This window comes from Streptomyces sp. NPDC054887 (genome assembly GCF_053610585.1).
On sequence record NZ_JBSGYQ010000012.1, the window covers coordinates 21,032 to 46,707 of the forward strand.

At 72.2% G+C, this 25,676-nt stretch carries 26 protein-coding genes and 1 pseudogene; 14 read left to right on the forward strand and 13 right to left on the reverse strand.

What is annotated here, in order from left to right; genetic code table 11:
* Nucleotides 1-184 precede the first annotated feature (184 nt).
* Genes ACWGH0_RS09280 through tyrS form a run of 3 tightly spaced genes read left to right on the forward strand, consistent with a single transcriptional unit; the run spans nt 185 to nt 4,425 of the window.
* Nucleotides 185-1,708, forward strand: a complete 1,524-nt coding sequence (locus tag ACWGH0_RS09280) for a TldD/PmbA family protein (protein WP_453403539.1) — start codon at nt 185-187, stop codon at nt 1,706-1,708.
* Complete coding sequence (locus tag ACWGH0_RS09285; protein ID WP_453403540.1) at nt 1,705-3,096, forward strand: metallopeptidase TldD-related protein; 1,392 nt, start codon at nt 1,705-1,707, stop codon at nt 3,094-3,096. The genes ACWGH0_RS09280 and ACWGH0_RS09285 overlap by 4 nt, the downstream gene beginning before the upstream one ends.
* Before the next feature lie 60 nt (nt 3,097-3,156).
* On the forward strand, nt 3,157-4,425 hold the full coding sequence (gene tyrS / locus ACWGH0_RS09290; RefSeq protein ID WP_453403541.1) for a tyrosine--tRNA ligase: 1,269 nt from the start codon (nt 3,157-3,159) through the stop codon (nt 4,423-4,425).
* Nucleotides 4,426-4,492: 67 nt separating this feature from the next.
* On the opposite strand, the gene ACWGH0_RS09295 is transcribed toward tyrS, so the two are convergent.
* On the reverse strand, nt 4,493-4,768 hold the full coding sequence (locus ACWGH0_RS09295; RefSeq protein ID WP_453403542.1) for a GlsB/YeaQ/YmgE family stress response membrane protein: 276 nt from the start codon (nt 4,766-4,768) through the stop codon (nt 4,493-4,495).
* 201 nt (nt 4,769-4,969) lie between these two features.
* Here ACWGH0_RS09295 and ACWGH0_RS09300 point away from each other — a divergent pair, with 201 nt between their 5' ends.
* Complete coding sequence (locus ACWGH0_RS09300) at nt 4,970-5,347, forward strand: DUF3099 domain-containing protein (RefSeq protein WP_453403543.1); 378 nt, start codon at nt 4,970-4,972, stop codon at nt 5,345-5,347.
* A gap of 195 nt (nt 5,348-5,542) precedes the next feature.
* Nucleotides 5,543-5,803 (forward strand): hypothetical protein, encoded by a 261-nt coding sequence (locus ACWGH0_RS09305; protein WP_453403544.1) that lies wholly within the window; start codon nt 5,543-5,545, stop codon nt 5,801-5,803.
* 8 nt (nt 5,804-5,811) lie between these two features.
* On the opposite strand, the gene moaA is transcribed toward ACWGH0_RS09305, so the two are convergent.
* The 3 genes from moaA to ACWGH0_RS09320 all read right to left on the reverse strand — a co-directional run bounded on the left by moaA (nt 5,812) and on the right by ACWGH0_RS09320 (nt 8,987).
* The gene (gene moaA / locus ACWGH0_RS09310) at nt 5,812-6,801 is read right to left on the reverse strand and encodes a GTP 3',8-cyclase MoaA (RefSeq protein WP_453403545.1); all 990 of its coding nucleotides are present in this window, start codon (nt 6,799-6,801) and stop codon (nt 5,812-5,814) included.
* A gap of 180 nt (nt 6,802-6,981) precedes the next feature.
* The gene (locus ACWGH0_RS09315; RefSeq protein WP_453403546.1) at nt 6,982-8,625 is read right to left on the reverse strand and encodes a solute symporter family protein; all 1,644 of its coding nucleotides are present in this window, start codon (nt 8,623-8,625) and stop codon (nt 6,982-6,984) included.
* Nucleotides 8,622-8,987, reverse strand: coding sequence for a DUF485 domain-containing protein (locus ACWGH0_RS09320; protein WP_453403547.1), 366 nt, complete (start codon nt 8,985-8,987; stop codon nt 8,622-8,624). Before ACWGH0_RS09320 ends, ACWGH0_RS09315 begins: the two co-directional genes overlap by 4 nt.
* 240 nt (nt 8,988-9,227) lie before the next feature.
* On the opposite strand from ACWGH0_RS09320, the gene ACWGH0_RS09325 reads away from it, so the two are divergent.
* Together ACWGH0_RS09325 and ACWGH0_RS09330 are read left to right on the forward strand one after the other, a co-directional pair.
* On the forward strand, nt 9,228-10,766 hold the full coding sequence (locus ACWGH0_RS09325; protein ID WP_453403548.1) for a S8 family peptidase: 1,539 nt from the start codon (nt 9,228-9,230) through the stop codon (nt 10,764-10,766).
* A 37-nt stretch (nt 10,767-10,803) separates the two neighbouring features.
* A complete protein-coding gene (locus ACWGH0_RS09330; RefSeq protein ID WP_453403549.1) occupies nt 10,804-12,348 on the forward strand; it encodes a S8 family peptidase in 1,545 nt (514 codons plus the stop codon).
* A gap of 140 nt (nt 12,349-12,488) precedes the next feature.
* Here the strand turns inward: ACWGH0_RS09330 and ACWGH0_RS09335 are convergent, their stop codons facing one another.
* The 4 genes and pseudogenes from ACWGH0_RS09335 to ACWGH0_RS09350 form a co-directional block, all read right to left on the reverse strand.
* Entirely contained in the window at nt 12,489-13,532 is a 1,044-nt protein-coding gene (locus tag ACWGH0_RS09335; protein WP_453403550.1) for a zinc-dependent alcohol dehydrogenase family protein, read from the reverse strand.
* A 17-nt stretch (nt 13,533-13,549) separates the two neighbouring features.
* Entirely contained in the window at nt 13,550-14,317 is a 768-nt protein-coding gene (locus tag ACWGH0_RS09340) for a lysoplasmalogenase (RefSeq protein WP_453403551.1), read from the reverse strand.
* Entirely contained in the window at nt 14,314-15,204 is an 891-nt protein-coding gene (locus ACWGH0_RS09345) for a sterol desaturase family protein (RefSeq protein ID WP_453403552.1), read from the reverse strand. Before ACWGH0_RS09345 ends, ACWGH0_RS09340 begins: the two co-directional genes overlap by 4 nt.
* A 222-nt stretch (nt 15,205-15,426) precedes the next feature.
* Nucleotides 15,427-16,661: pseudogene (locus tag ACWGH0_RS09350) on the reverse strand (amidohydrolase family protein).
* 159 nt (nt 16,662-16,820) lie between these two features.
* Between ACWGH0_RS09350 and ACWGH0_RS09355 the strand changes: the two are divergent.
* From ACWGH0_RS09355 to ACWGH0_RS09380, 6 genes are all read left to right on the forward strand, one after another.
* Entirely contained in the window at nt 16,821-17,525 is a 705-nt protein-coding gene (locus ACWGH0_RS09355) for a TetR/AcrR family transcriptional regulator (protein WP_453403553.1), read from the forward strand.
* Nucleotides 17,522-18,499 (forward strand): DEDDh family exonuclease, encoded by a 978-nt coding sequence (locus ACWGH0_RS09360; RefSeq protein ID WP_453403554.1) that lies wholly within the window; start codon nt 17,522-17,524, stop codon nt 18,497-18,499. The genes ACWGH0_RS09355 and ACWGH0_RS09360 overlap by 4 nt, the downstream gene beginning before the upstream one ends.
* A gap of 96 nt (nt 18,500-18,595) precedes the next feature.
* On the forward strand, nt 18,596-18,829 hold the full coding sequence (locus ACWGH0_RS09365; RefSeq protein ID WP_453403555.1) for a hypothetical protein: 234 nt from the start codon (nt 18,596-18,598) through the stop codon (nt 18,827-18,829).
* 79 nt (nt 18,830-18,908) lie between these two features.
* On the forward strand, nt 18,909-19,706 hold the full coding sequence (locus ACWGH0_RS09370) for an SURF1 family cytochrome oxidase biogenesis protein (protein WP_453403556.1): 798 nt from the start codon (nt 18,909-18,911) through the stop codon (nt 19,704-19,706).
* Nucleotides 19,707-19,771: 65 nt separating this feature from the next.
* Entirely contained in the window at nt 19,772-21,583 is a 1,812-nt protein-coding gene (locus tag ACWGH0_RS09375; protein ID WP_453403557.1) for a glycoside hydrolase family 15 protein, read from the forward strand.
* Nucleotides 21,573-22,328: an SDR family oxidoreductase gene (locus ACWGH0_RS09380; protein WP_453403558.1), complete on the forward strand. Its 756-nt coding sequence runs from the start codon at nt 21,573-21,575 to the stop codon at nt 22,326-22,328. Before ACWGH0_RS09375 ends, ACWGH0_RS09380 begins: the two co-directional genes overlap by 11 nt.
* An 82-nt stretch (nt 22,329-22,410) precedes the next feature.
* On the opposite strand, the gene amaP is transcribed toward ACWGH0_RS09380, so the two are convergent.
* Genes amaP through ACWGH0_RS09405 form a run of 5 tightly spaced genes read right to left on the reverse strand, consistent with a single transcriptional unit; the run spans nt 22,411 to nt 24,723 of the window.
* Nucleotides 22,411-22,989, reverse strand: a complete 579-nt coding sequence (amaP, locus tag ACWGH0_RS09385) for an alkaline shock response membrane anchor protein AmaP (protein WP_453403559.1) — start codon at nt 22,987-22,989, stop codon at nt 22,411-22,413.
* Between the two features lie 7 nt (nt 22,990-22,996).
* A complete protein-coding gene (locus ACWGH0_RS09390) occupies nt 22,997-23,680 on the reverse strand; it encodes a DUF6286 domain-containing protein (RefSeq protein WP_453403560.1) in 684 nt (227 codons plus the stop codon).
* Nucleotides 23,677-24,024 carry a hypothetical protein gene (locus ACWGH0_RS09395; RefSeq protein ID WP_453403561.1) on the reverse strand — a complete coding sequence of 116 codons (348 nt, stop codon included), beginning with the start codon at nt 24,022-24,024 and terminating at the stop codon, nt 23,677-23,679. The genes ACWGH0_RS09390 and ACWGH0_RS09395 overlap by 4 nt, the downstream gene beginning before the upstream one ends.
* An 8-nt stretch (nt 24,025-24,032) precedes the next feature.
* Nucleotides 24,033-24,224 (reverse strand): hypothetical protein, encoded by a 192-nt coding sequence (locus ACWGH0_RS09400; RefSeq protein ID WP_453403562.1) that lies wholly within the window; start codon nt 24,222-24,224, stop codon nt 24,033-24,035.
* 13 nt (nt 24,225-24,237) lie between these two features.
* Nucleotides 24,238-24,723 carry an Asp23/Gls24 family envelope stress response protein gene (locus ACWGH0_RS09405; RefSeq protein ID WP_453403563.1) on the reverse strand — a complete coding sequence of 162 codons (486 nt, stop codon included), beginning with the start codon at nt 24,721-24,723 and terminating at the stop codon, nt 24,238-24,240.
* 94 nt (nt 24,724-24,817) lie between these two features.
* Between ACWGH0_RS09405 and ACWGH0_RS09410 the strand changes: the two genes are divergently transcribed.
* Complete coding sequence (locus ACWGH0_RS09410) at nt 24,818-25,633, forward strand: nucleopolyhedrovirus P10 family protein (RefSeq protein ID WP_453403564.1); 816 nt, start codon at nt 24,818-24,820, stop codon at nt 25,631-25,633.
* The last annotated feature ends 43 nt before the right edge of the window (nt 25,634-25,676 follow it).

Here is a 25,676-nt window from a genome sequence, read left to right on the forward strand (position 1 = left end):
CGGATCACCCTTTCCATAGCGGTCTGGTACTGACCGAAACTATCGGTACCGGACCACGTACGGAGAATCGGGCCCTGACAGCGCGTAGCGACGCCCTCTGTCGGGTCCCTACAGAATGTGGTGGGCAAGGGACCCGGGACCACGACATGATCGGGGGACCGGTCTCGACGACTAGGAGTCATCCGTGCCTCATTCCATCGACGAAGCGTTCACAGCACTGCCGCTGCGCGCGCTCGCCGACGCGGCGCTCGCGCGTGCCCGCGCGCTGGGCGCCGACCATGCCGATTTCCGCTTCGAGCGGGTGCGCAGCGCGTCCTGGCGGCTGCGCGACGCCAAGCCGTCGGGCAGCTCCGACACCACGGACCTCGGGTACGCGGTGCGGGTGGTGCACGGCGGCTGCTGGGGGTTCGCCTCGGGGGTCGACCTGAGCATGGACGCCGCCGCGCGGGTCGCGGGACAGGCGGTGGCGATGGCGAAGCTGTCGGCGAAGGTGATCGGGGCGGCCGGGTCCGACGAGCGGGTGGAGCTGGCGGACGAGCCGGTGCACGCCGACCGGACGTGGGTCTCGGCGTACGACGTCAATCCATTCGACGTGCCGGACGAGGAGAAGGCGGGGCTGCTCGCGGACTGGAGCGCGCGGCTGCTGGCGGCGGACGGCGTCGCGCACGTGGACGCCTCGCTGCTGACCGTGCAGGAGAACAAGTTCTACGCGGACACGGCGGGCACCGTCACCACGCAGCAGCGGGTGCGGCTGCACCCGCAGCTCACGGCGGTCGCGGTGGACGCGGCGACCGGCGAGTTCGACTCCATGCGCACGATCGCGCCCCCGGTGGGTCGGGGCTGGGAGTACCTGCTGGGGACCGGCTGGGACTGGGACGGCGAGCTGGAGCGGATGCCGTCGCTGCTGGCCGAGAAGATGCGCGCGCCGAGTGTGGAGGCGGGGACGTACGACCTGGTGGTCGACCCGTCGAACCTGTGGCTGACCATCCACGAGTCGATCGGGCACGCGACGGAGCTGGACCGCGCGCTGGGGTACGAGGCGGCGTACGCGGGGACCTCCTTCGCGACCTTCGACCGGCTCGGGAAGCTGGCGTACGGTTCGCCGATCATGAACGTGACGGGTGACAGGACCGCCGAGCACGGGCTCGCCACGGTCGGGTACGACGACGAGGGCGTCGAGGCGCAGTCCTGGGACCTGATCAGGAACGGCACGCTCACCGGCTACCAGCTCGACCGGCGCATCGCGAAGCTGACGGGCCTCGGCCGGTCGAACGGCTGCGCCTTCGCGGACTCCCCCGCCCACGTGCCGGTGCAGCGCATGGCGAACGTGTCGCTCCAGCCGGACCCGGGCGGGCTCTCCACCGAGGACCTGATCGGCGGCGTCGAGCGCGGGATCTACGTCGTCGGGGACCGGTCCTGGTCCATCGACATGCAGCGGTACAACTTCCAGTTCACCGGGCAGCGGTTCTTCCGAATCGAGAACGGGCGGCTCGCGGGTCAGCTGCGGGACGTGGCGTACCAGGCGACGACCACGGACTTCTGGGGCTCGATGACCGCGGTCGGCGGCCCGCAGACGTACGTCCTGGGCGGCGCGTTCAACTGCGGCAAGGCGCAGCCGGGCCAGGTCGCGGCCGTTTCGCACGGATGCCCGTCGGCTCTCTTCCGCGGCGTCAACATCTTGAACACCACTCAGGAGGCCGGCCGATGAGCCGCACCGTCAAGCCGTACGAGATCGTCGAGCGGGCCCTGGAGCTGTCCACGGCCGACGGGTGCGTGGTCGTCGCCGACGAGCACTCCTCCGCCAACCTGCGCTGGGCGGGCAACGCGCTCACCACGAACGGCGTCACCCGGGGGCGCACCCTCACCGTCGTCGCGACCGTCGACGGGGCGCGGGGCACGGCGTCCGGCGTCGTGTCGCGCTCGGCCGTCACGGCCGACGAGCTGGAGCCGCTGGTACGGGCCGCCGAGGCGGCGGCGCGCGGCGCGGGGCCGGCGGAGGACGCCCAGCCGCTGGTGTCGGGGGTGCCGGAGTCCCCCGGCTTCCGGGACGCGCCCGCCGAGACCTCGTCCGGCGTCTTCACCGACTTCGCGCCCGCGCTGGGCGAGTCCTTCGCCCGCGCCAGGGCCGGCGGCCGGGAGCTCTACGGCTTCGCCAACCACGAGATGACCTCGACCTACCTCGGTACGTCGACGGGGCTGCGCCTGCGCCACGACCAGCCCAACGGCACCCTGGAGATCAACGCCAAGTCGCCGGACCGCAGCCGCTCGGCCTGGGCCGGGTACGCGACCCGGGACTTCCGTGACGTGGATCCGGCGGCCGTCGACGCCGAGCTGGCGACGCGCCTCGGCTGGGCCGAGCGCCGGATCGACCTGCCCGCGGGGCGTTACGAGACGCTGCTGCCGCCCACCGCCGTCGCGGACCTGCTGGTGTACCAGATGTGGTCGTCGGCGGCCCGGGACGCCGCCGAGGGCCGCACGGTGTTCAGCAGGCCGGGCGGCGGGACGCGGGTCGGCGAGACGCTGTCCGCGCTGCCGCTGACGCTGCGCAGCGACCCGTACGAGCCGGGTCTGGAGTCGGCGCCCTTCGTGATCGCGCACTCCTCGGGCGACGACTCCTCGGTGTTCGACAACGGGCTGCCGCTGGGTCCGACCGACTGGCTGCGCGAAGGGCGGCTGGAGCACCTGGTCACCACACGGCACAGCGCGGGACTGACCGGGCTGCCGGTGGCGCCGGCGATCGGGAACCTGATCCTGGACGGCGGTGGGGAGCGTTCCCTCCAGGAGATGGTCGCCTCGACCCGGCGCGGCCTGCTGCTGACGTGCCTGTGGTACATCCGCGAGGTCGACCCGGCGACGCTGCTGCTGACCGGACTGACCCGCGACGGCGTCTATCTGGTGGAGGACGGCGAGGTGGTCGGGGAGGTGAACAACTTCCGGTTCAACGAGTCGCCGGTCGACCTGCTGTCGCGGGCGTCCGAGGCCGGGCGTACCGAGAAGACGCTGCCGCGCGAGTGGGGCGACTGGTTCACCCGGGCCGCGATGCCGGCGCTGCGCGTCCCGGACTTCAACATGAGTTCGGTCAGCCAGGGCGTGTGACGCCCATAGACTGGCCGGGAGCAACCCACAGCGTTCGAACACCCGAGGAGAGTCAAGACCGTGACCGACATCGTCGACGAGCTGAAGTGGCGCGGGCTGTTCGCCCAGTCCACTGACGAGGACGCACTGCGCAAGGCGCTCGCGGACGGTCCGGTCACGTTCTATTGCGGTTTCGACCCGACCGCGGCCAGCCTGCACGTGGGGCACCTGGTGCAGGTCCTCACCGTCCGCCGGCTCCAGCAGGCCGGGCACCGGCCGATCGCCCTCGTGGGCGGGGCCACCGGCCAGATCGGTGACCCGCGGCCGACGGCGGAGCGCACGCTGAACGACCCGGAGACGATCGCTAACTGGGTGGCGCGGCTGCGCGCCCAGATCGAGCCCTTCCTGTCGTTCGAGGGTCCCAACGCGGCCACCATGGTCAACAACCTGGACTGGACGGCCGGACTCTCCGCGATCGAGTTCCTGCGGGACATCGGCAAGCACTTCCGGGTCAGCAAGATGCTCGCGAAGGACTCGGTCGCCCGGCGGCTGGAGTCCGACCAGGGCATCAGCTACACGGAGTTCAGCTACCAGCTGCTCCAGGGCATGGACTTCCTGGAGCTGTACCGGCGGCACGGCTGCACCCTCCAGCAGGGCGGCAGCGACCAGTGGGGCAACCTCACGGCGGGGCTCGACCTGATCCACCGCCTGGAGCCGCACGCCAACGTGCACGCGCTGGCGACGCCGCTGATGGTCAAGGCGGACGGGACGAAGTTCGGCAAGTCCGAGAGCGGCGCGGTCTGGCTGGACCCGGAGATGACGACGCCGTACGCGTTCTACCAGTTCTGGCTGAACGTGGACGACCGGGACATCTCGCGCTACATGCGCATCCTCAGCTTCAAGAGCCGCACGGAGCTCGAAGAGCTGGAGCAGCTCACCGAGGAGCGGCCCCAGGCCCGCACCGCCCAGCGCGCGCTGGCCGAGGAGCTGACGACGCTGGTGCACGGCGCGGAGCAGTGCGCGGCGGTCGTCGCGGCTTCGAAGGCGCTGTTCGGGCAGGGTGAGCTGACCGGTCTCGACGAGGCGACGCTGGCCGCCTCGCTGTCGGAACTGCCGCACGCCGAGGTCACGGAGCTCGGGTCCGTCGTCGACCTGTTCGTCGAGGTCGGTCTCGCGCCGAGCAAGTCGGCCGCCCGCCGTACGGTCAAGGAGGGCGGCGCCTACGTGAACAACGCGAAGGTGGCCGACGAGGACGCCGTGCCGTCGCCCGAGGACCTGCTGCACGGCAGGTGGCTCGTACTGCGGCGCGGGAAGAAGAACCTGGCGGCGATCGAGGTCACGGCCGGCTGAGCCGTTCGCAGGGAACAGCGGCCGGGGGCGTGGGCGCACGCTTCCGGCCGCTGCTGTGCGTACCCGCTCAGGCGCGTCGCCTCTTGCCCTTCATCGACGCGTAGAGCATGTCGCCGAGTCCCACGATCACCACGGCGCCGATCAGCTGGAACAGATGCCTGAGCCAGTCGATCCCCTTGGTCTCGTCGACGCCGAGGCCGGCGGCGACGGAGTTGCCGACGATGCTGCCGAGGATGCCGCACACGACCGTCAGCCACAGCGGAATCTGCTGCTTGCCCGGGATGATCGCCTTCGCGATCAGACCGAGCACCAGACCCACGACGATTGCCCACAACCAACTCATGTCGCCTCCTCATCGGCGCGGTGTGCGCATGTGGGCCCAGTCTCGGACGGCCGCTCGTACGGCGCATGCCGGGCGACGCCATCCGTGCGACGGCGACCGCCCCGGTGACGGACGCCCCCGCGCTCGATGGCCGCGCGGCGGCGGCGTACCGTGGAAGAGGTCCGGTCAGCGAGCGTCCGGCAGGGAATCAGGTGGTGCGACGTGCTGCGGAAGAAGAGCGACACCGAGGTCTTCCGGATCACCGGGGCCCGGCCGGCCCTGGCCGACGACGTGCGCGCTCGCCAGCGCCGGTACGTGATCTCGATGTCGGTGCGTACCCTCTCGGTGATCCTGGCCGCGGTCCTGTGGAACGTCGAGCGGCATGTCGCCGTGGTGGCCCTGGCGCTGGGTCTCCTGCTCCCGTACATCGCCGTGGTCATCGCGAACGGCGGCCGGGAGAACGCCTCTTCACTGCCCTCGGCGCACATCCCGACGCCGGTCCGGCCGGCTCTGGAGAGCCCGCCCGAACGGCCCGCCGGGGAAGCCGCTCCGGACGTGCGCGCGACCGGGTCCGAGGAGCGGCCGCCCGAGCGCAGCTGATCTTCAGCGGTCCGCAAAGCTCAGGAAAAGCTCAGATCAATCATGAAGTTCCTGTGCACCGCACCCCATGTCGCGTGACATACTTCGTAGGCGCTCCGCATCCCCCGTCGGAGCGACGGACCGACGCCGGGCAGCTCCCCCCGTGGCTGCTCGGCGTCGCCTTTGTGACCAGGGGTGTGGCCTAGGGTTGAGTGCGTGAACTCCCCTGATTCCCTTCTTTTCCCCGGTTCGGCCGACGCCGGCGCCGCCGTGTGCTCCGCCAAGGGCTGCCGTTCGGCCGCCGTGTGGGTGCTGGCCTGGAACAACCCGAAGCTGCACACGCCGGAGCGGCGCAAGACGTGGCTCGCGTGCGACGAGCACCGTGAGCACCTGTCCCAGTTCCTCGGCGTACGCGGCTTCCTCAAGGACGTGGTGACGCTCGCGGAGTGGGAGCGGCGCGTGGCCGAAGAGGGCTGACGGACGCGTCAGCCGCCGATGGCCGACATCGGGCGGTCGGGCTGGAGGAAGGACGGGTCGTCCAGACCCGAACCGGCCTTCTTGCCCCACATCGCCACCTTCCACAGCCGGGCGATCTCCTCGTCGGGGGCGCCGGAGCGCAGGGCTCCGCGCAGGTCCGACTCCTCGCGGGCGAATAGGCACGTACGCACCTGCCCGTCGGCGGTGAGCCGGGTCCGGTCGCAGGCCCGGCAGAACGGGCGGGTGACGGAGGCGATGACGCCGACCCGGTGCGGGCCGCCGTCGACGAGCCAGCGCTCGGCGGGCGCGGAGCCGCGCTCGTCCTCCCCCTCGGCGGTGAGCGTGAAGCGCGTGCGCAGGGACTCCAGGATGTCGCCGGCCGTGATCATGCCGTCGCGCTTCCAGCCGTGCTGGGCGTCGAGCGGCATCTGCTCGATGAAGCGCATCTCGTACTCGTTCTCGACGGCCCAGGCGAGCAGGTCGGGGGCCTCGTCGTCGTTGAGCCCGGGCATCAGGACGGCGTTGACCTTGACCGGCGTCAGGCCGGCGTCGCGGGCGGCGGCCATGCCGTCGAGGACGTCGTGGTGGCGGTCGCGCCGGGTGAGGGTCTTGAAGACGTCGGGGCGCAGGGTGTCGAGGGAGACGTTGACCCGGTCCAGGCCGGCCGCCTTGAGCGCGGCCGCGGTGCGCTTGAGGCCGATGCCGTTGGTCGTCAGGGACATCTTGGGGCGGGGCGCGAGCGCGGCACACCGCTCGACTATCCCGACGAGCCCGGGGCGCAGCAGCGGCTCGCCGCCGGTGAAGCGGACCTCGGTCACGCCGAGGTCGGTCACGGCGATGCCGATCAGCCGCACGATCTCGTCGTCCGTGAGCAGGTCCGGCTTCGCCAGCCACTGCAGGCCCTCCTCGGGCATGCAGTACGTGCAGCGCAGGTTGCAGCGGTCGGTGAGCGAAACGCGCAGGTCAGTGGCTACTCGGCCGTACGTGTCGATAAGCATCCTCGACCCACTCCCCGATCCGGGTTGGACTTGGCTGAACTCTGTCGAGCCTACGCGACGCCTCTGACAGGATCACGGGCCCGATACCACGGGAGCGGTGTGGCCGCGTCGTACGACTCTACGACGCGGCCACGGGGGCACCGCTGTGGGAAAGGGCGGAAGGCCCGGTGGGCGGTACGCTCAGTGCGCGCCGATGCCTGTGAGTGACTTGACCTCCAGCTCCGCGTACTTCCCCTTGTCCGGCTCGTCCTTGGACAGTACGGAGCCGAGCCAGCCGAGCAGGAAGCCGAGCGGGATGGAGATCAGGCCCGGGTTCTCCAGCGGGAACAGGGCGAAGTCGGCGCCGGGGAACATCGAGCTGGGCTTGCCGGAGACGACCGGCGAGAACAGGACGAGGCCCACGGAGGCGGTCAGACCGCCGTAGATGGACCACAGGGCGCCCTGCGTCGTGAACTTCTTCCAGAACAGGCTGTAGAGGATCGTCGGCAGGTTGGCGGAGGCGGCGACCGCGAAGGCGAGGGCGACCAGGCCGGCGACGTTCAGGTCGCGGGCCATCGCGCCCAGGGCGATGGACACCACGCCGATGGCCACCGTGGCCCAGCGGGCGGCGCGTACCTCTTCCTTCTCCGTGGCCTTGCCGCGCCGGATGACGTTGGCGTAGATGTCGTGGGCGAACGACGACGATGACGCCAGGGTGAGGCCGGCGACCACGGCGAGGATGGTGGCGAAGGCGACCGCCGAGATCACGGCGAGCAGGATGGCGCCGCCCGGGGAGTCCGCGCCGCCGCCGATCTCCAGGGCGGCGAGCGGGGCCGCCGTGTTGCCGGCCTTGTTGGAGGCGATGATGTCGCCTGGCTTGAGCAGCGCCGCGGCGCCGAAGCCGAGCACGATGGTCATCAGGTAGAAGGCGCCGATGATGCCGATCGCCCAGTTCACCGACTTACGGGCGGCCTGGGCCGTGGGGACGGTGTAGAAGCGGATCAGGATGTGCGGCAGGCCGGCGGTGCCCAGGACCAGGGCGATGCCGAGCGAGATGAAGTCGAGCTTCGAGGTGCCGGTGGCGCCGTACTTGAGGCCGGGCTCGAGGAACGCGGAGCCCTGTCCGCTGTTCGAGGCCGCCGTACCGAGCAGGTCGGACAGGTTGAAGTTGAACTTCAGCAGGATCAGGAAGGTGATCAGCAGGGTGCCCGCGATGAGCAGGACGGCCTTCACCATCTGCACCCAGGTGGTGCCCTTCATGCCGCCGATGGTGACGTAGACGATCATCAGAATGCCGACGAGGGCGACGATCAGGATCTTCCCGGCGTCGCTGGTGATGCCGAGGAGCAGCGAGACCAGCACGCCGGCGCCCGCCATCTGCGCGAGCAGGTAGAAGATCGACACGACGATGGTGGAGGCGCCCGCCGCGGTGCGGACGGGGCGCTGGCGCATGCGGTAGGCGAGGACGTCGCCCATCGTGTAGCGGCCGGAGTTGCGCAGCGGCTCGGCGACGAGGAGCAGTGCGACCAGCCAGGCGACCAGGAAGCCGATGGAGTAGAGGAAGCCGTCGTAGCCGAAGAGGGCGATGGCGCCGGCGATGCCGAGGAACGACGCGGCGGACATGTAGTCGCCGGAGATGGCGAGGCCGTTCTGGAAGCCGGTGAACTGGCGGCCGCCGGCGTAGAAGTCGGCGGCGCTCTTGGTCTGGCGGCCGGCCCATACCGTGATGAAGAGGGTGGCGACGACGAAGAGGCCGAACAGGGTGATGATGAGCGGCCGGTGCTCGCTCGCGTCACCGGCGGCGGCGAGGTGCGCCGTGGCCGCCGTGGTCAGCGCGGGGCTCATGCGTCGGCCTCCATACGGGACTTGATGGCCTCGGACTTCGGGTCGAGCTGCGTCGCGGCATGACGCGAGTAGAACCAGGCGATGAGGAAGGTGGTGGCGAACTGGGCGATGCCCAGGACGAGCGCCACGTTGATGTTGCCGAAGAGCTTGGTGCCCATGAAGCCGCCCGCGTAGTTGGACAGCAGGACGTACAGCAGGTACCAGGCGATGAACGCGATGGTCAGGGGGAAGGCGAAGGACCGGTGGGCACGGCGCAGTTCGCCGAACTCGGCGCTCTCCTGCACCTCGACGAACTCCTGTGTCGTGTGCCCTGTCCGGATCAGGCCCGTGCCGCCCTCGGGCGGTGGTGCATCGGTTGCCACGGAATCTCCTCGCGACGCGGCTGCGGTGGGTGGGGTGGACAAAGTGACCTCACTGGTGGGGGGTGATGGCGCTCGTCCCCCTGACAACGGCACGGATCGCATCACGACTCGGTTCGGCATCCGCCATTTCTTTTCCGAACACGTTGATACGAACGCATGATCGGCGCTAGCTTCACTCGTCATGTACCCGCTCATGTGCACCCGCGCAGGAGCGGCTCTCACGGATGATGTGGAGAACCCATGGCTCATCTGGGATCCAGACGGCAGCGCGCACTCGCCCTGCCCGTCGGACTGGCTCTCACGGCTACGCTCGGCTTCCTGCCCGGAGCGGCCGCCTCGGCCGCGCCGCTGGACGGTTCCGACACCCCGGTGGCGGTCGACACCACCGGTCCCAAGCTGTCGTACGTGGTCAACACCAAGGGTGGCCACGGCACGAGCGCTTCGGTGAAGCGGGCGATCGCCAAGGCCGGTGGCACGGTGGTGAAGGCGTACGACCAGATCGGGGTCATCGTCGTCCACTCGCAGAACCCGGACTTCGGCAAGCAGATACGCAAGGCCAAGGGTGTGGCCTCGGCGGGCGCGACCCGCACCTCTCCGCTCACTCCGGTCGGCATCACGGAGGAAGGCACCACGCAGAAGCTGTCCGCGGCCGAGGCCGCGAAGGCGGAGGCGGCGGCGGTGGCCGGCCAGGAGCCCCTGGAAGCCAACCAGTGGGACATCCGCGCCATCGGCGCCGACAAGGCCGCCCTGGTCAACGACGGCAGCTCGAAGGTCACCGTCGGCGTGATCGACACCGGTGTCGACGACACGCACCCGGACCTCGCGCCGAACTTCTCCAAGTCCCAGTCGGCCAACTGCGTCGGCGGCGTCGCGGACTCGTCCGAGGGCGCCTGGCGTCCGTACGCCGACGGCAGTGACCACGGCACGCACGTCGCCGGCACGATCGCCTCTCCGCGCAACGGACTCGGCGTCGCCGGCGTCGCGCCGGGCGTGAAGCTCGCGGGCATCAAGGTGAGCGAGCCGGGCACCAGCCTCTTCTTCACCGAGGCGGTCGTCTGCGGCTTCGTCTGGGCCGCCGAGCACGACATCGACGTGACGAACAACAGCTACTACGTCGACCCGTGGATGTTCAACTGCAAGGACGACCCGGACCAGAAGGCGCTGCTCGACGCCCTGACGCGCGCCACGAAGTACGCCGAGCGCAAGGGCGCCCTGAACGTCGCCGCGGCCGGCAACTCGAACTTCGACCTGTCGGCCGACGAGATCCTCGACGACTCCAGCCCGAACGACAGCACCCCCGGCGACCGGCTCATCGACCCGTCGGAGTGCCTCGACGTCCCGACGCAGCTGCCGGGTGTCATGACGGTCACCGCGACGGGTGACAAGAACGTCAAGTCGTACTACTCCAGTTACGGGTACGGCGTCGCCGACATCGCGGCGCCCGGTGGCGACAAGTGGCAGATCCCGGCCACGCCGGACGCCAACGGCCGGGTCCTGTCGACCGTCCTGAACGGCGGCTACGGCTACAAGCAGGGCACCTCGATGGCCACCCCGCACGTCGCCGGCGTTGCCGCGCTGCTCAAGAGCGCGCACCCGAAGGCGACCCCCGCGCAGCTTCAGCGCCTGCTGAAGAAGCAGGCGGACAACCCGGGCTGCCCGAGCCACGTCTACGACTCGGCCGGCAACTGGGTCGAGGCCACCACCTGCGAGGGAGACGAGAACTACAACGGCTACTACGGCGCCGGCGTGGTCGACGCGCTCGACGCCGTCGAGAAGTGACCGTCCGGGGCTCCGCCCACCTGCGAACGGAGATTTCATGACGCCGCACCGCACTGCGCGGTCCCGCCGTACCGTGGCCGTGTCCGCGGGCATGGCCATGACCGCCGCCCTCGCGTTCCTGCCCGGCACGGCGTCGGCCGACGCGCTGGGCGCGAAGGACGCCGCGTCGGCGGTGGCCGAGGCGGCGGGCACGCCGCTGAGCTACGTCGTCAACGTCCGCCCGGGCGGCGGCAACGCGGCCAAGGTGAAGAAGGCGATCACCGCGGCCGGGGGCACGATCGTCCATGCGTACGACCGGATCGGCGTGATCGTCGTCCACTCGTCGAACGACGACTTCGCGAAGACGATGCGCGGGGTCAGGGGTGTGCAGTCGGCGGGTGCGACCCGTACGGCGCCGCTGCCCGCCCAGTCGACGAAGGACGTCGGCACCCCCAGGGCGCTCACCGAGGCTCAGGCCGAGGCGGCGTCCGCGGACGCCGTCGCCGGTGAGGACCCGTTGCAGCCGTTGCAGTGGGACCTGCCCGCCATCAAGGCGGACAAGGCCCACGAGAAGACGCTCGGCAGCCGGAAGGTCACGGTGGCCGTGATCGACACGGGGGTCGACGACACCCACCCGGACATCGCGCCCAACTTCGACCGCGAGGCGTCCGTCAACTGCGTGACCGGCAAGCCCGACACGACGGACGGCGCCTGGCGCCCGTCGGCCGAGGAGAGCCCGCACGGCACGCACGTGGCGGGCGAGATAGCCGCCGCGAAGAACGGCGTCGGCGTCACCGGCGTCGCTCCGGGCGTCAGGGTCTCGGGCATCAAGGTGTCCACGCCGGCCGGGTTCTTCTACACCGAGTCGGTGGTCTGCGGCTTCATGTGGGCCGCCGAGCACGGCGTCGACGTGACGAACAACAGCTATTACACCGACCCGTGGATGTTCAACTGCGAGGACGACCCGGACCAGAAGGCGCTCGTCGACGCCATCGTCCGAGCCTCGCGGTACGCCGAGAAGAAGGGCGCGGTGAACGTCGCCGCGGCCGGCAACTCGAACTACGATCTCGCGGCGGACACGATCCATGACACGACGAGTCCGAACGACACCACTCCGGTGCCGCGCGACATCGACCCGTCCGAGTGCCTGGACGCCCCGACGCAGCTTCCGGGCGTCGTGACCGTGGCCTCGACGGGCGCCAAGGGTCTCAAGTCGTCGTTCTCCAACTACGGGCACGGTGTCATCGACATCGCGGCCCCGGGCGGCGACAGCACGGCGTACCAGAAGCCCGCTCCTCCCGCGACGAGCGGCCTGATCCTGGGTCCGGTTCCGGGCGGCAAGTGGGGCTACATGGCCGGTACGTCGATGGCCTCCCCGCACGTCGCGGGGGTGGCGGCGCTCCTCAAGAGCACGCACCCCCAGGCCTCGGCGAAGCGGATCAAGGCGCTGCTGGCGCGCCAGGCGGACGCGGCGCCGTGCACCGACCCGTACGACATCGACGGCGACGGCAAGGTCGACGCGGTGTGCGAGGGCGGCACGAACAACAACGGCTTCTACGGTGTCGGCATCGCCGACGCGCTGGACGCCGTGACCAAGAAGTAGGCACCGCGACGCGAGCGGGCCGCCCGGGACTCTTCCGGGCGGCCCGTTCTCGTGCGGCGGTCGCGGTCCCGCCGGGTGCGGTCACGGCTCGGCGCCGACCTTCGGCGCGATCACGGCTCGGCGCAGCACCCGCCGCGCGGTCACGGCTTGACGAGAACCTTCAGCGCGGTGCGCTCGTCCATCGCCCGGTAGCCGTCGGGCACGCCGTCCAGACCGACGGTGACGTCGAAGACCGGCGACGGGTCGACCGTTCCGTCCAGGACGTCCGGCAGCAGGTCGGGGATGTACGCGCGCACCGGGGCCACTCCCCCGCGCAGCGCGACGTTGCGGTCGAACAGCACGCTCAGGTCGAGGCCGGTGCCGCTGCCGTGCGGGACGCCGACGTAACCTATCGCGCCGCCGTCGCGGGCGATGCCGACGGCCGTGCGCATCGACTGCTCGGTGCCGACGGCCTCGATGACGGCGTGCGCGCCCTGTCCGCCGGTGAGTTCGCGTACGGCCGCGACCGCTGCCTCGCCGCGCTCGGCGACGATGTCGGTGGCGCCGAAGGTCTTGGCGATGTCGGTGCGCGCCCGGTGGCGGCCCAGCGCGATGATGCGCTCGGCGCCGAGCCGCCTGGCGGCCAGCACCCCGCACAGCCCGACCGCGCCGTCACCGACGACCGCGACCGTCGAGCCGCGCCGCACGCCCGCGCCGAGGGCGGCGTGGTGTCCGGTGCCCAGTACGTCGGAGAGGGCCAGCAGGCCGGTCAGCAGCCGGTCGTCGGAGGCCGCGGCGGCCGGGAGCTTGACCAGCGTGCCGTCGGCGAAGGGCACCCGCACGGCTTCGCCCTGGCCGCCGTCGGAGCCGACGGAGCCCCAGAAACCGCCCTGCGGACAGGAGGTCTGGAGCCCTTCGGCGCAGTACTCGCACGTGCCGTCGGACCATACGAAGGGCGCGACGACGAGATCGCCCGGGGCGAACCCGGCCACCCCGTGCCCGGCCTCCTCGACGACGCCGAGGAACTCGTGGCCGATGCGCTGTCCGGGCTGCCGGGCGGACTCGCCGCGGTACGCCCAGAGGTCACTGCCGCAGACGCAGGCGCGCAGCACACGGACGACCACGTCCGTGGGCTCCTGGATCCGCGGATCCGGCACCTCCTCCACGCGGATGTCGTGCGGGGCGTGGATGACGGTGGCGCGCATGAGTCGGTCCTCTGTGGTCAGACGGTGGTACGGCCCTCACCGTACGCCGCCTGCCAGCCCGGGGTCGCCTGCCGTACCAGCACGCCTGTGACCAGCAGGTACTGCGCGGCGATGTAGGTGAGCATGATCCAGAAGTCGGGGACGGGGAGTTGCGGCCACTCGGCCACGCCGGTGGCGATGAGCGTGTCGGAGAGCAGGAACAGCGCGCCGCCGAGGCCGGCGTACCGGCCGAGGCCGCCGGCGCGGAGCGCCATGGCCGTCAGCAGCAGGCTGTACCCGGCGACCGGTACGCGAAGGTCCGCGGGCAGGCCGGGCCACAGCAGGGCGACCGTGGTGAGGAGGGCGACGGCGTATCCGGCGCCGAGGAGCGCGGACGTCCTGGCTCCCGCGCGGGCGAAGAGCAGCAGGTAGCAGACGTGCCCGGCGGCGAAGGACCCCATGCCGGCGAGGAAGGCCCAGTCGGCGTCGGCGAGCAGCAGGACGTCGCCGCCCCAGCCGAAGAGCAGCGCGAGCGTCAGCAGGCGCGGCGCGCCGCGCAGGACGGCGTACGCGGCGAGCAGCGGCATCAGGAGCGGCTTGGCGATCAGGTGGCCGGCGTCGGCCCCGGCGAGCAGCGAGCCGAGGTCGGCAGTCGCCGCGACGGCGAACGCGGCGAGGACCCACCGGGCCCTCGCGTCGCCGGGGCGGCCGGTGGCCGGCCCGCTGCCGGCGGTGTCCGTGTCCGGGCCCGGCGCGGCCGTCGCCGCGGCGTCGGTGCGGGGGTCGCCCGGGGCGGTGGGGCTCACGCGGCCTGTCCCGCCGGGGCTTCCTGCGCCTGCCCGGTCACCGCGGCCTCCGCCGGGCGTTTCGGCTGCCAGCCGGGCCCGCGGAAGATCCGGCCGGCGCGCTCGCGCCACGTGGTGGCGGCCCGTACGTCGCGGGCGATGGCGGCGTACTCGTGGGTGGCGACGCGCAGCGGGTTGTACGTCTCGATGTTCTTGGTGAGGCCGTAGACGGGCCGCTCGGTCTCGGCCGCGAAGGAGCGGAAGAGCCGGTCCCAGACGATCAGGATGCCGCCGAAGTTCCGGTCGAGGTAGCCGCCCTGGGAGGCGTGGTGGACGCGGTGGTGGGACGGCGTGTTCAGCACGTACTCGAAGGGCCGCGGCAGCTTGCCGACCCGCTCGGTGTGCACCCAGAACTGGTAGACGAGGTTCGCGGAGGAGCAGAACGCGAGCGCGGCCGGGTGCACGCCGCAGACGATGAGCGGCAGGTAGAACGGCCAGACGGTGAGGCTCGTCCAGGGCTGGCGCAGCGCGGTGGTGAGGTTGAACCTGCGGCTGGAGTGGTGGACCACGTGGCAGGCCCAGAGGATGCGGATCACGTGGTGGCCGCGGTGGGACCAGTAGTAGAAGAAGTCCTGTGCGAGCAGCATCAGCGGGATCGTCCACCACAGGACCGGTACCCGGGCGGGCGTCAGCTCGTACACCGCCATGTAGATCGCGACGATCGGGATCTTCCACAGGAAGTCGAAGGCGATGCTGCCGAGCCCCATGCCGACGCTCGTCACGGCGTCCTTGGTCTCGTACCCGGCGGCGTCTTCGTCGGGATGGAGGCGGTAGCTCACGATTTCGATCACGGTGAGCAGGACGAAGGCGGGTATCGACCACAGCACGACATCGGGCAGGTTCGGCATGCCCGCACGATAGAGGCCGGACGGGCGCTCGGCTAGGGGTTGTTACCGACAAGTATGTGAGACGGCTTGTCAGGGAGGTGCGCCTGCGGCCGGCGGCCCCCGGCGCCCCGGCGCGCGGCCGGTTCGCACGCGCGCCGGGGTGACGCGCCGGCAGGTCGTCGTCCCGGAGCGTGCCCGGGCGGCCGATGCGTCACCCCCGAACGGGGTGGGTGCGCCGCCGGGTCACCAGACGCGCACCGAGCCGCCCTGCGCGAAGGCCGGGCTCGTCGCGGCGGGCGGGACATCGGAAGGCGGGAGCGGCTCGGCGATCTCCTCGACCAGCGGGCCGGACTGCGCCGCCAGCCGGTCCAGGAGGCCGAGGTCGAACCCATACACGCGGGCCGCGTTCCCGCCCACCATGGCCGCGACCTGCTCCCTGGGCAGTCCCGCGTACGCGATCCGCAGGCCCTCGCGGGAGTACGGAGCCGTCCCCTCGTCGTGCGGGTAGTCGCTGCCCCACATGATCTTGTCGAGGCCGATCCGGTGGCGCAGCGGCACCTCGTGAGGCGCATGAAGCCGGCGCCGACGTAGCAGTGGTCGCGCCAGACCTCGCCGGGGCTGCTGCCCATCGAGTCCGCGAGCCCCGCGCCGAACTTCGACTCGGCGGTGGACGCGCGGGTCGCCGCCGCCACCAGCCGGGAGTGGTAGTAGTCGAGCATCTCGAGCACGCCCGGTATCCAGCCCGACCCCTGTTCGGTGAGGACCAGCTTCAGACCGGGATGCCGCCGGAACGCCCCGCCGAACGTCAGGTGCCACAGGGCGCGGTGGGAGAACCACGTCGTCTCCACCATGAAGACGGCGCGGGCCGCCGGTTCGTCGCCCAGCGGCGGGGAGGCCGACCCGCCGTGGTGGTTGACGGGCACGTCCAACTCCTCGCAGACCGCCCATATCGGGTCGTATGTGCGCGAGTAGAGCTCGGGGACGCCCGAACCCGGTGGCGCGCCGGGCAGCAGGATTCCGCCGGTGAGGCCGGCCGCCCTGGCGCGGCGGATCTCCCGTACCGCCTCCTCCACGTCGTTGAGGAGGATCTGCGCGACGCCCGCCCGCCGTCCCGGCGCCGCGTCGCAGAAGTCCGTGAGCCACCGGTTGTGGGCCCGCAGGCCCGCCCAGCGCTGTTCGTACTCCGCCGGGGACGGCGCGGGGGCCGTCAGCGAGGCGCTGAGGAAGAAGGGCGGAATGGTGTTCGGGAAGACGACCTCCGCCACGATGCCGTCCGCCTCCAGCTCCCCCAGTCGGCGGGCGGAGTTCCAGTTGCGGTCGGCGGTGTCGGCGAGGAGGTCCTCGTACGGGTTGACGTACGTCGCGGCCCAGGCGTCGAAGTCGTCGTGGTGGCGCTTCTCCAAGTACGGCCTGTAGTCCGGGAGATCGGCCCCGGCGTGGCAGTCGGCCGAGATGACGGTGTAGCGCTCCCCGGTCACGGCGCGACCCCCAGCGCCGCGAAGTCGTGGCCGGTCCGCGCGCCGTACCGTACGCGTGCCATGTCGTACCGCCCTTCGTCGGGGGAAGACCTGTGACACCGTTGCACCGGCGCCGATGAAGGTGAAAGGGCCGCGCACGTACGGGATTCGGGGGCTCCGATGCCACGCGGCACACGCGCCTCGGGCGCCACGGGCGGCAGCGCCGGACCGCGCGCCCCGCGCACCGCGCTGACCCGCGACGAGGTGCTGGACGCGGCGGCCGCCCTCGTCAGGGAGCACGGGCCGGCGGCGCTCACCATGCGCAGGCTCGCCGCCGGGCTCGGTACGGCGGTGACGTCCATCTGGCACGTCGGCAACCGCGAGTCGCTCCTCGACGCCCTGGTGGAGCGGACCGTCGAGGAGATGGGCGCCGTCCGCCCGGCCGGCCGCACCCCGGCCGCGCGCATCGTCTCCGCCGCCCGCAGCCTGCGCCGCGAGCTGCTCGAACGCCCCCACCTGATCGCGATGGTCCACGAACGCGGCCTCACCGAGCGGATGTTCCTGCCCGCCCAGCGCGCCCTCGTGCGCGAGACGCACGCCGCGGGTCTGCGCGGGGCGAGGGCCGCGGAGGCCGTACGGGCGGTCCAGTACCAGGTCGTGGGGTACGTCCTCGTGGAGCGCAACCGCGCACGCGCCCCCGAGCAGCACCCGGGCCGGGAGGAGCTGTGGGACGCGCGGAACGCGGAGCACGACCCGACGCTGGCGCGCGCGCCGGCCCGGCCCGCCGATCCCGAACGCCTCTTCGTCAACTCCGTGCGGGCTCTGGTGGAGGGTCTGCTCACCCGGGCGGGCGGGGCTGTCAGTGGGGGCCCGTATCCTCAGTGACCATGCTCGAAGACCAATCGACAGCAGCGCCGTGGCCGACCGCCTACCCGAAGGGGTACGCGGTCGTCGACGTGGAGACCACCGGGCTCGCGCGCGACGACCGGATAATCTCCGCTGCCGTCTACCGGCTGGACTACCGGGGGAACGTCGAGGACCACTGGTACACGCTCGTCAACCCCGAGCGCGACCCCGGCCCCGTCTGGATCCACGGCCTGACGAGCGATGTGCTGACGGGCGCCCCGCTGTTCCCGGACATCGCCGCCGAACTGTCGGAGCGGCTCGACGGCCGGGTGCTCGTCGCGCACAACGCGATGTTCGACTGGTCGATGATCGCCCGGGAGTACGCACGGGCCGCCCGCACCGCGCCGGTTCAGCAGCGGCTGTGCACGATCGCGCTCTCCAAGGAGCTGCGCCTGCCGCTGCCCAACCACAAGCTGGAGTCGCTGGCCGCGCACTTCGGCGTCGTGCAGCAGCGCGCGCACCACGCCCTCGACGACGCGCGCGTCCTGGCCGAGGCGTTCCGCCCGAGCCTGCACGCGGCGGCGCAGGGCGGCGTGCGGCTGCCGTTGCTGGAGTGCCTGCCGCTCACGGAGTGGTCCGACTCGCCGGTGACGCCGCGGGTGGGCCATCAGGCGGCGTACCGGGGCGGCGGGGGCAGCTGGCGTCCGTCGCGGAAGCGGCCGGCGTGCCCGTACCCGAACCCTGGACGGTACGAACCGGGCAAACTGCTCAAGCAGGGCATGCGGGTGGCCTTCTCCGGCGACACGTCGGTCGACCGCGAGCTGCTGGAGGACCGCGCGGTCGAGGCGGGCCTGCACGTCGCGACGAGTGTGTCCCGGCTCACCAGCCTGCTCGTCACCAACGATCCCGACTCGGCCACGTCCAAGACCGTCAAGGCCAAGTCCTTCGGCACCCCCGTCGTCGACGAGGCCGCCTTCACGCAGTTGCTGCGGGACGTGGCTCCGGCGGGCTGACGAGAACCGGGCCAGGCACGGCAGACGGGTGATTGGCACGCGACTCGCCCGCCGCCCGCTCGCCCTGCCGCCGCCCGCCGTCCCACCCTGTGGCGCATGGCACGTTGCGAGGTATGCGGAAACGACTACGGCATGTCCTTCGAGGTGCACGCGCAGGGCGCGGTGCACGTCTTCGACTGCTTCTCCTGCGCCATCCACCGGATGGCGCCCATCTGCGAGCACTGCCGGGTGCAGATCCTGGGCCAGGGCGTCGAGGTCGACGGCCACTGGTACTGCGGCGCCCACTGTTCGCGCGCGGAGGGGAAGGTGGGCATCGTCGACAAGGTCTGAGGCGGCGGCCGGACACCGGCCCGCCCCGGCGGGCGACCCACCCGCCGGGGACCGCCGCGCGCCAGGTAACGTCAAGGACGTGTACCGCTTCCTGTTGTCCCGGCAGTGGGTGATCCTCACCCTCCTGATGCTCGCTCTCATCCCCACGATGGTCGAGCTGGGCTTCTGGCAGCTGCACCGGCACGAGCACCGGGTCGCGCAGAACGAGCTGATCTCGGGCAACCTGCGGGCCGAGCCGCTGCCCGTCGGCGACATCACCTCCCCCGGACACACCGTCCCGCGCGCCGACTACTGGCGCCGGGTGACCGCCACCGGCAGGTACGACACCGCGCACGAGGTCGTCGTCCGCCGCCGCACCGACGCCGACGACCAGGTCGGCTTCCACGTCCTCACCCCACTCGTCATGGACGACGGCCGTGCGGTCCTCGTCAACCGGGGCTGGGTCCCGTTCGGCGCGGACCAGCAGGCGTTCCCCGAGGTTCCGGCCGCGCCGAAGGGCGAAGTCACCGTCACCGGACGCCTCAAGGCCGACGAGACGACGGGCGGCACCGGCATCAAGGACCTGAGCGGTCTGCCGCCCCGGCAGGTCATGCTGATCAACAGCGAACAGCGGGCCGAGGCGCTCGGGCGGCCGGTCCTCGGCGGCTACATCGAGCTGACGGAGCCGGTCCCGGCCGGACCGAAGCCGCAGCTCGTGCCCGACCCCGACGCCGACTCGATCGGCCCGCACATGGCGTACGCCGTGCAGTGGTGGCTGTTCGCCGCGGCCGTGCCGGTCGGCTGGGTCGTCCTCGTACGCCGCGAACTGCGCGACCGCGCCGAGGCGGCGCGGGCCGCCGGAGGGACGCCCGCCGAACCGGCCACCGCCGACGTCTGAGCCGGTCCGCCGCCGCGCCGCCCGGGGCCGCTTAACGCCGCACCGGCGCGGGAACACGAGTTCTCGTGACCCAACGCATCGAGGACTACGCGCTCATCGGGGACCTCCAGACAGCCGCACTGGTCGGCAAGGACGGTTCCATCGACTGGCTCTGCCTGCCCCGCTTCGACTCGGCGGCGTGCTTCGCCGCGCTGCTCGGCGACGAGGAGAACGGCCACTGGCGCGTGGCCCCGGCCGGCGCGGGTGCCTGCGCGCGGCGCTCGTACCGGGGTGACAGCCTGATCCTCGACACGGTCTGGGAGACCCGGTCCGGCTCGGTCAAGGTCACCGATTTCATGCCGCAGCGCGACGAGGCCCCCGACGTCGTACGGATCGTGGAGGGCCTCTCGGGCGAGGTGACCATGCGCTCCACGCTCCGGCTGCGCTTCGACTACGGCAACATCGTGCCGTGGATGCGCCGCACGGCCGGCCACCGGGTGGCCGTCGCCGGACCCGACTCCGCCTGGCTGCGCACCGAGCCGGCGGACTGGGTGAAGACCTGGGGCCAGCAGTACACGACCTACTCGTCGTTCACGGTGGCCGAGGGCGAAAAGGTGGCATTCGTCCTGACCTGGCATCCGTCGCACGAGCAGGAGCCGCCCCCCACCGACCCGTACGAGGGCCTTGAACACAGCCTCCAGGACTGGCAGGAGTGGGCCTCCCGGTGCCGGTACCGGGGCCCGTACCGGGAAGCCGTGCTGCGCTCGCTCATCACCCTCAAGGCGCTGACCTACGCACCGACCGGCGGCATCGTCGCCGCCCCCACGACCTCGCTGCCGGAGGAGATCGGCGGCGTCCGCAACTGGGACTACCGCTACTGCTGGCTGCGCGACTCCACCCTGACCCTCGGCGCGCTCGTCGCGGCCGGCTACATCGACGAGGCCGCCGCCTGGCGCGACTGGCTGCTGCGGGCGGTCGCGGGCAACCCGGCCGACCTCCAGATCATGTACGGCCTGTCCGGCGAGCGCCGGCTGCCCGAGACGGAACTGCCGTGGCTGAAGGGGTACGAGGGGTCCGCCCCCGTCCGCACCGGCAACGCGGCCGTCAAACAGCTCCAGCTCGACGTGTACGGCGAGGTCATCGACTCGCTCTACCTGGCCAGGGCGTGGGGCCTGCGGCCCAAGCCGCACGCGTGGAACCTCCAGCTGAGCCTCCTCGGTTTCCTGGAGGCAAACTGGCGGGAGCCGGACGAGGGCCTGTGGGAGGTCAGGGGTCCTCGCCGGCACTTCGTGCACTCCAAGGTGATGACGTGGGTCGCCGCCGACCGCGCCGTACGCGCCCTGGAGGAGAACCCGGCGCTGCGCGGCGACGCGGACCGGTGGCGGGCGATGCGCGACGAGGTGCACCGGGAGGTCTGCGAGAAGGGGTACGACCCCGAGCGCAACACCTTCACGCAGTACTACGGCTCCACCGAGCTGGACGCCGCCACGCTCCTCATCCCCCGCGTCGGCTTCCTGCCGCCGGACGATCCCCGGGTCGTCGGGACGGTGGAGGCGGTACGGTCCGAGCTGAGCCACGGCGGTTTCATCCGCCGCTACAGCACCGACGGCCTCACCGTGGACGGCCTGCCCGGCGACGAGGGGACCTTTTTGGCCTGCTCGTACTGGCTCGTCGACGCGCTGCGGATGACCGGGCGGGTGAAGGAGGCCCGGGAGCTGTTCGAGCGGCTGCTGACCCTGCGCAACGACGTGGGACTGCTCGCCGAGGAGTACGACCCGTCCTCCGGGCGGCAGCTCGGGAACTTCCCGCAGGCATTCAGTCATATCGGACTTGTGGGGTCCGCGCTCGCCCTCGACGGGGACGGGGAGCAGACGGCAGGATGGGCCCATGGATCTTGAACTGAAGGACCGGGTGTACGTCGTGACCGGGGCGAGCCGCGGGCTCGGCCACGCCTCGGCGCGGCAGTTGACGGCGGAGGGCGCGAAGGTCGTCCTGAGCGGCCGGGACGAGAAGGCGGTGGGGGACGCCGCCGCCGAACTCGGGCCGAACGCGGTCGGCGTCGCCGCGGACAACGCCGACCCCGAGTCTGCGCAGCGCCTGATCGCCGCCGCCCGAGCGCACTTCGGCCGCTTCGACGGCATCCTGATCAGCGTCGGCGGCCCGGCCCCCGGCGTGGCGGCCGACAACACCGACGAGCAGTGGCAGGCGGCCTTCGACGCCGTCTTCCTCGGCGCGGTACGCCTGGCCCGCGCGGCGGCGGCCGAGCTGTCCGAGGGCGGCGTGATCGGCTTCGTGCTCTCCGGGTCGGTCCACGAACCGATCCACGGCCTCACGATCTCCAACGGCCTGCGCCCGGGCCTGGCCGGCTTCGCGAAGTCCCTCTCCGACGACCTCGGCCCGCGGGGCATCCGGGTGGTGGGCCTGCTGCCGGCCCGCATCGACACGGACCGGGTGCGTCAGCTCGACGCGCTGTCCGGCGACGCGGAGGCCGCCCGCGCGGCCAACGAGGCGAACATCCCGCTGCGGCGCTACGGCAGGCCGGACGAGTTCGGCAGGACGGCCGCGTTCCTCCTGTCCCCGGCTGCGTCGTACCTGACCGGCGTCATGCTGCCGGTGGACGGCGGCGCACGCCACGGCTTCTGATCCGTCCGGAGACGTCCGCGTACGCAGGCGTACGCACGCGCGGGCCGGACGGGACCGGCCCGCGAGCCCGTCCGGTCGCGCCTCAACTCACGCGCCGCGCCCCGTGCTTGACCTCCCTCAGGCGGACCTCCGCCGGGAGCGACTCCAGCGAGGCCGATTCACGCGCGCGGGTCAGCGCCCCGTGCGTGAACCCGGCCAGCGTCCCGGCCGGCTCGGCGTGCGGCGCGAGGAGCAGCGCCGCGCGCGCCCGGGGCGCGTCGCGCCGGCCGGTCAGTCTCACGTGCGCCCGCTCCACGCCGTCCAGCGTCCCCGCGTCGTCCGCCATGACGTTCTCCAGCGCCCGCCCCCGCAGCACCGCGCCGTCGCCGTCCCGGCTGTCGACCAGCACCTCGGCGAGCCGGTGCCGGCGGAGCTGGGCGAGCAGCCACCACAGGGCGAGCAGGACCAGTACGGCCAGGGCGGCGATGACCACCGGCCACCACCACCCGGAGTCCCGCCACCGCGTCCGGTCCGCGTCGCTGAGCAGCACGTCGTCCCGGCCGTCGAAGGGCCACCACGACGGTACGGACATCCCGAGCCCGGTGGCGAGCACCCCGCCGCCGACGGCGAGCAGCACCAGCCCCGCCAGCCCGAGCAGGACACGGTTGACCTTCTTGGGCATCGCTCCGTCACCTCTTCTTGGCCGGCCGGCCGACACGCACGGACAGACCCGGCCGGTGGGCGAGCCCGAGCTGCTGGATCCCGTGGGCGAACACCGCTTCCAGATCGGCCTGTACGTCGTCGAGTTCCCGGAAGTGGGACACCGCGCGCGCCCGCACTCTGGAGCGGCCCACCGCCACCCGCACGGACTGCACGCCGGACACCTCCATGGCCCGGTCGCGCAGCATCATCGCGGCGGCCCGCCGGTCGAGCCCGGCCCGTACGTCGGCCGACGTGCGCCGCATGGGCAGGATCGCGCGCAGCCCCGGGGTGAGGGCGAGGAGCAGCAGCCACAGGCCGAGCGCCGCCGCGACGCCCGCGCCGACGAGCACCCAGACGTCGTCCAGGGGCCGCGTCGCGAGGCCGTCCGCGAGCTCGCGCCGCCACCGCATCGCGGGGTGGCCGGCCCGGACCGCCGCGACGTCGTACAGCAGCAGACCGGCGCCGCCGAGTGTCAGCAGGGCGACGAGCGCGGCCGGCACCCGGCGGGCGGACCAGAAACGTCCGGCCCGTCCGCCGTCCTCCTCTTCCCGGAGGGTGGGCACCCTGTCGTGCGCGGCGGACGCGCCGGACGCTCCCGGCCCGTCCTGTTCGCGCCCTAGGACGGGAAGCCGCTGCGTACGGCCGCTGTCGCCGCTGTCGGGTTCGCTCACCTGATCCTCCCCCGCTTCCCGTGCGGCGCCTGCGAGGAGTGCAGCCGCTCGACGTGGACCGCCACCTCGGACACCTCCATGCCCGCCAGCGCGCTGACGCCGTGGGAGACACCCCGGCGTACCGCGCCGCACTGACCGCCGATGTCGGAGGGGTAGCCGAGTTCCAGCACGACCCGCACCCGCGCCCTGTCGTGGTGCACGGTCACCGTGGCGTGCGGCGCCCTGCCGCCTTCCGGCGTCTTCCCGAGCGCCTCGCGCGCCGACTGCGCGGCGATCTTCGCGACGACCCGGTCGGCGATCCGGGTCGCGCCGCGCTCGGCGGCCTCGACCTGACCGGTGGCCATCGCGGGGATCACCTCGGCCGGCCGCCGCGCTCACCCACGCGGAAGAAGTCGCCTGGTTCCAGGTCGCCGTCGGCGAACTTGCCCACTACGAAGCCGATCGCGCCCAAGGCCGCCACCAGCAGAAATGCTCCGAACCCGCCGAAGTACCCGGCGAATCCGAGCGCCATACCGGCCACAAGGCCGATTACCGCCATGCTCATCCTGCTGCTCCCTCTACTGGAGACGTGGCTCCGGCTCGTCCTCTTCCTCGTCGGGCAGCTTCACGTCGCTGACCGCGATGTTGACCTCGACGACTTCGAGGCCCGTCATGCGTTCCACGGCGGACACGACGTTCTCCCGTACCGAGCGGGCGACGTCGGAGATGGAGACGCCGTACTCGACGACGATCTCCAGGTCCAGCGCCGTCTGCACCTCGCCGACCTCGGCCTTGACGCCCCGGGTGACCGACTTCGCTCCGCCCGGCACCCGGTCGCGGACGGCCCCGAAGGTGCGGGAGAGTCCGCTGCCCATGGCGTGCACGCCCATCACGTCGCGGGCGGCGAGGCCGGCGATCTTCTCGACCACGCCGTCGGCGATGGTCGTACGTCCGCGGGAGGAAGGATCGCCGCCGCCCCGCTTCGTCATGGAGGTCTTCCGAGCCCCCTCGCCGGGCGTGCCCTTGTCGGGATGGTCCGGCCGGTTCCGCGTGGTGTCAGTCATATCCGTTCGTCCCCTTTCGGGCGGTACTGGACTCCATTGCCCAGATTAGGGCCGGTTGCCCGATCTCGCGCCGGGGATGCGGCAGGCTGGAGCAATGGCACCTGACGGAATGACCCGGGCAGTACGGCAACGACTCGGCCTGGGCAGACTGCTGCCCCTGGGCGAGGCGTCGGACGGCGCGTGGCTCGCGGAGAAGGCGGCCGACGCGGTTCTGCGGCAGGCGACGGCGGGCACGGCCGGCGTGCGGCTGGGATCGCTGCGCATCGGGCTCGCCGACCCGGACGCGGCGGTGGAACCCGCCGTTCCGCCGCCGCCGGGCGCGCTGCCGCCCGGTCCGCTGCGCATCGACGCGGAACTGACGGCCACGGCGGGCGGCGAGCCGCTGCCGCACCGGGCGGAGCGGCTGCGCCTCGCGCTGCGCGAGGCGGCGTCGGCCCGGCTGGGACTCGCGGTCACGGCCGTGCACCTGCGGGTGACGGACCTTGTGGAGGCGGATCAGGAACTCGCGGGCACTCCCCCGGACGGGGGAACCGGCGGCGGGCCCGAGGAGAGCGGGCGCGCGGAAGGCGGCACGGAAGCGGGCGGCCCCTACGAAAAGGGCGGCGGTACGGGTACGACGGACGCGGAGTCCGGCGGCGGCCAGGCGCCGACGGACGAGGGCGCCGACGGGGCGCAGGAGCGCGGCAGGGCCGAGCGCGCGGCGGCGGCCGCCGCGGCCGTGCCGGGCGTGGCGCGCCTGACCCGTGTGCTCGGCGCCCCGGTCCACGTCGACGACGGCCACGTACGCGTCGAGGTGGCGACGGCGGCGGGCCACCGCGCGCTCGCGGTGGCGATCGCCGTGCGCAAGGCGGTCGCGGCGTCCCTGGGCGGACGGTCCACGGTGACCGTCCTGGTGACCCGGGTGGAATGAGCCGGCCGGCGCGACGGTCGCCGCACCGGCCGGCGGAGGCTGG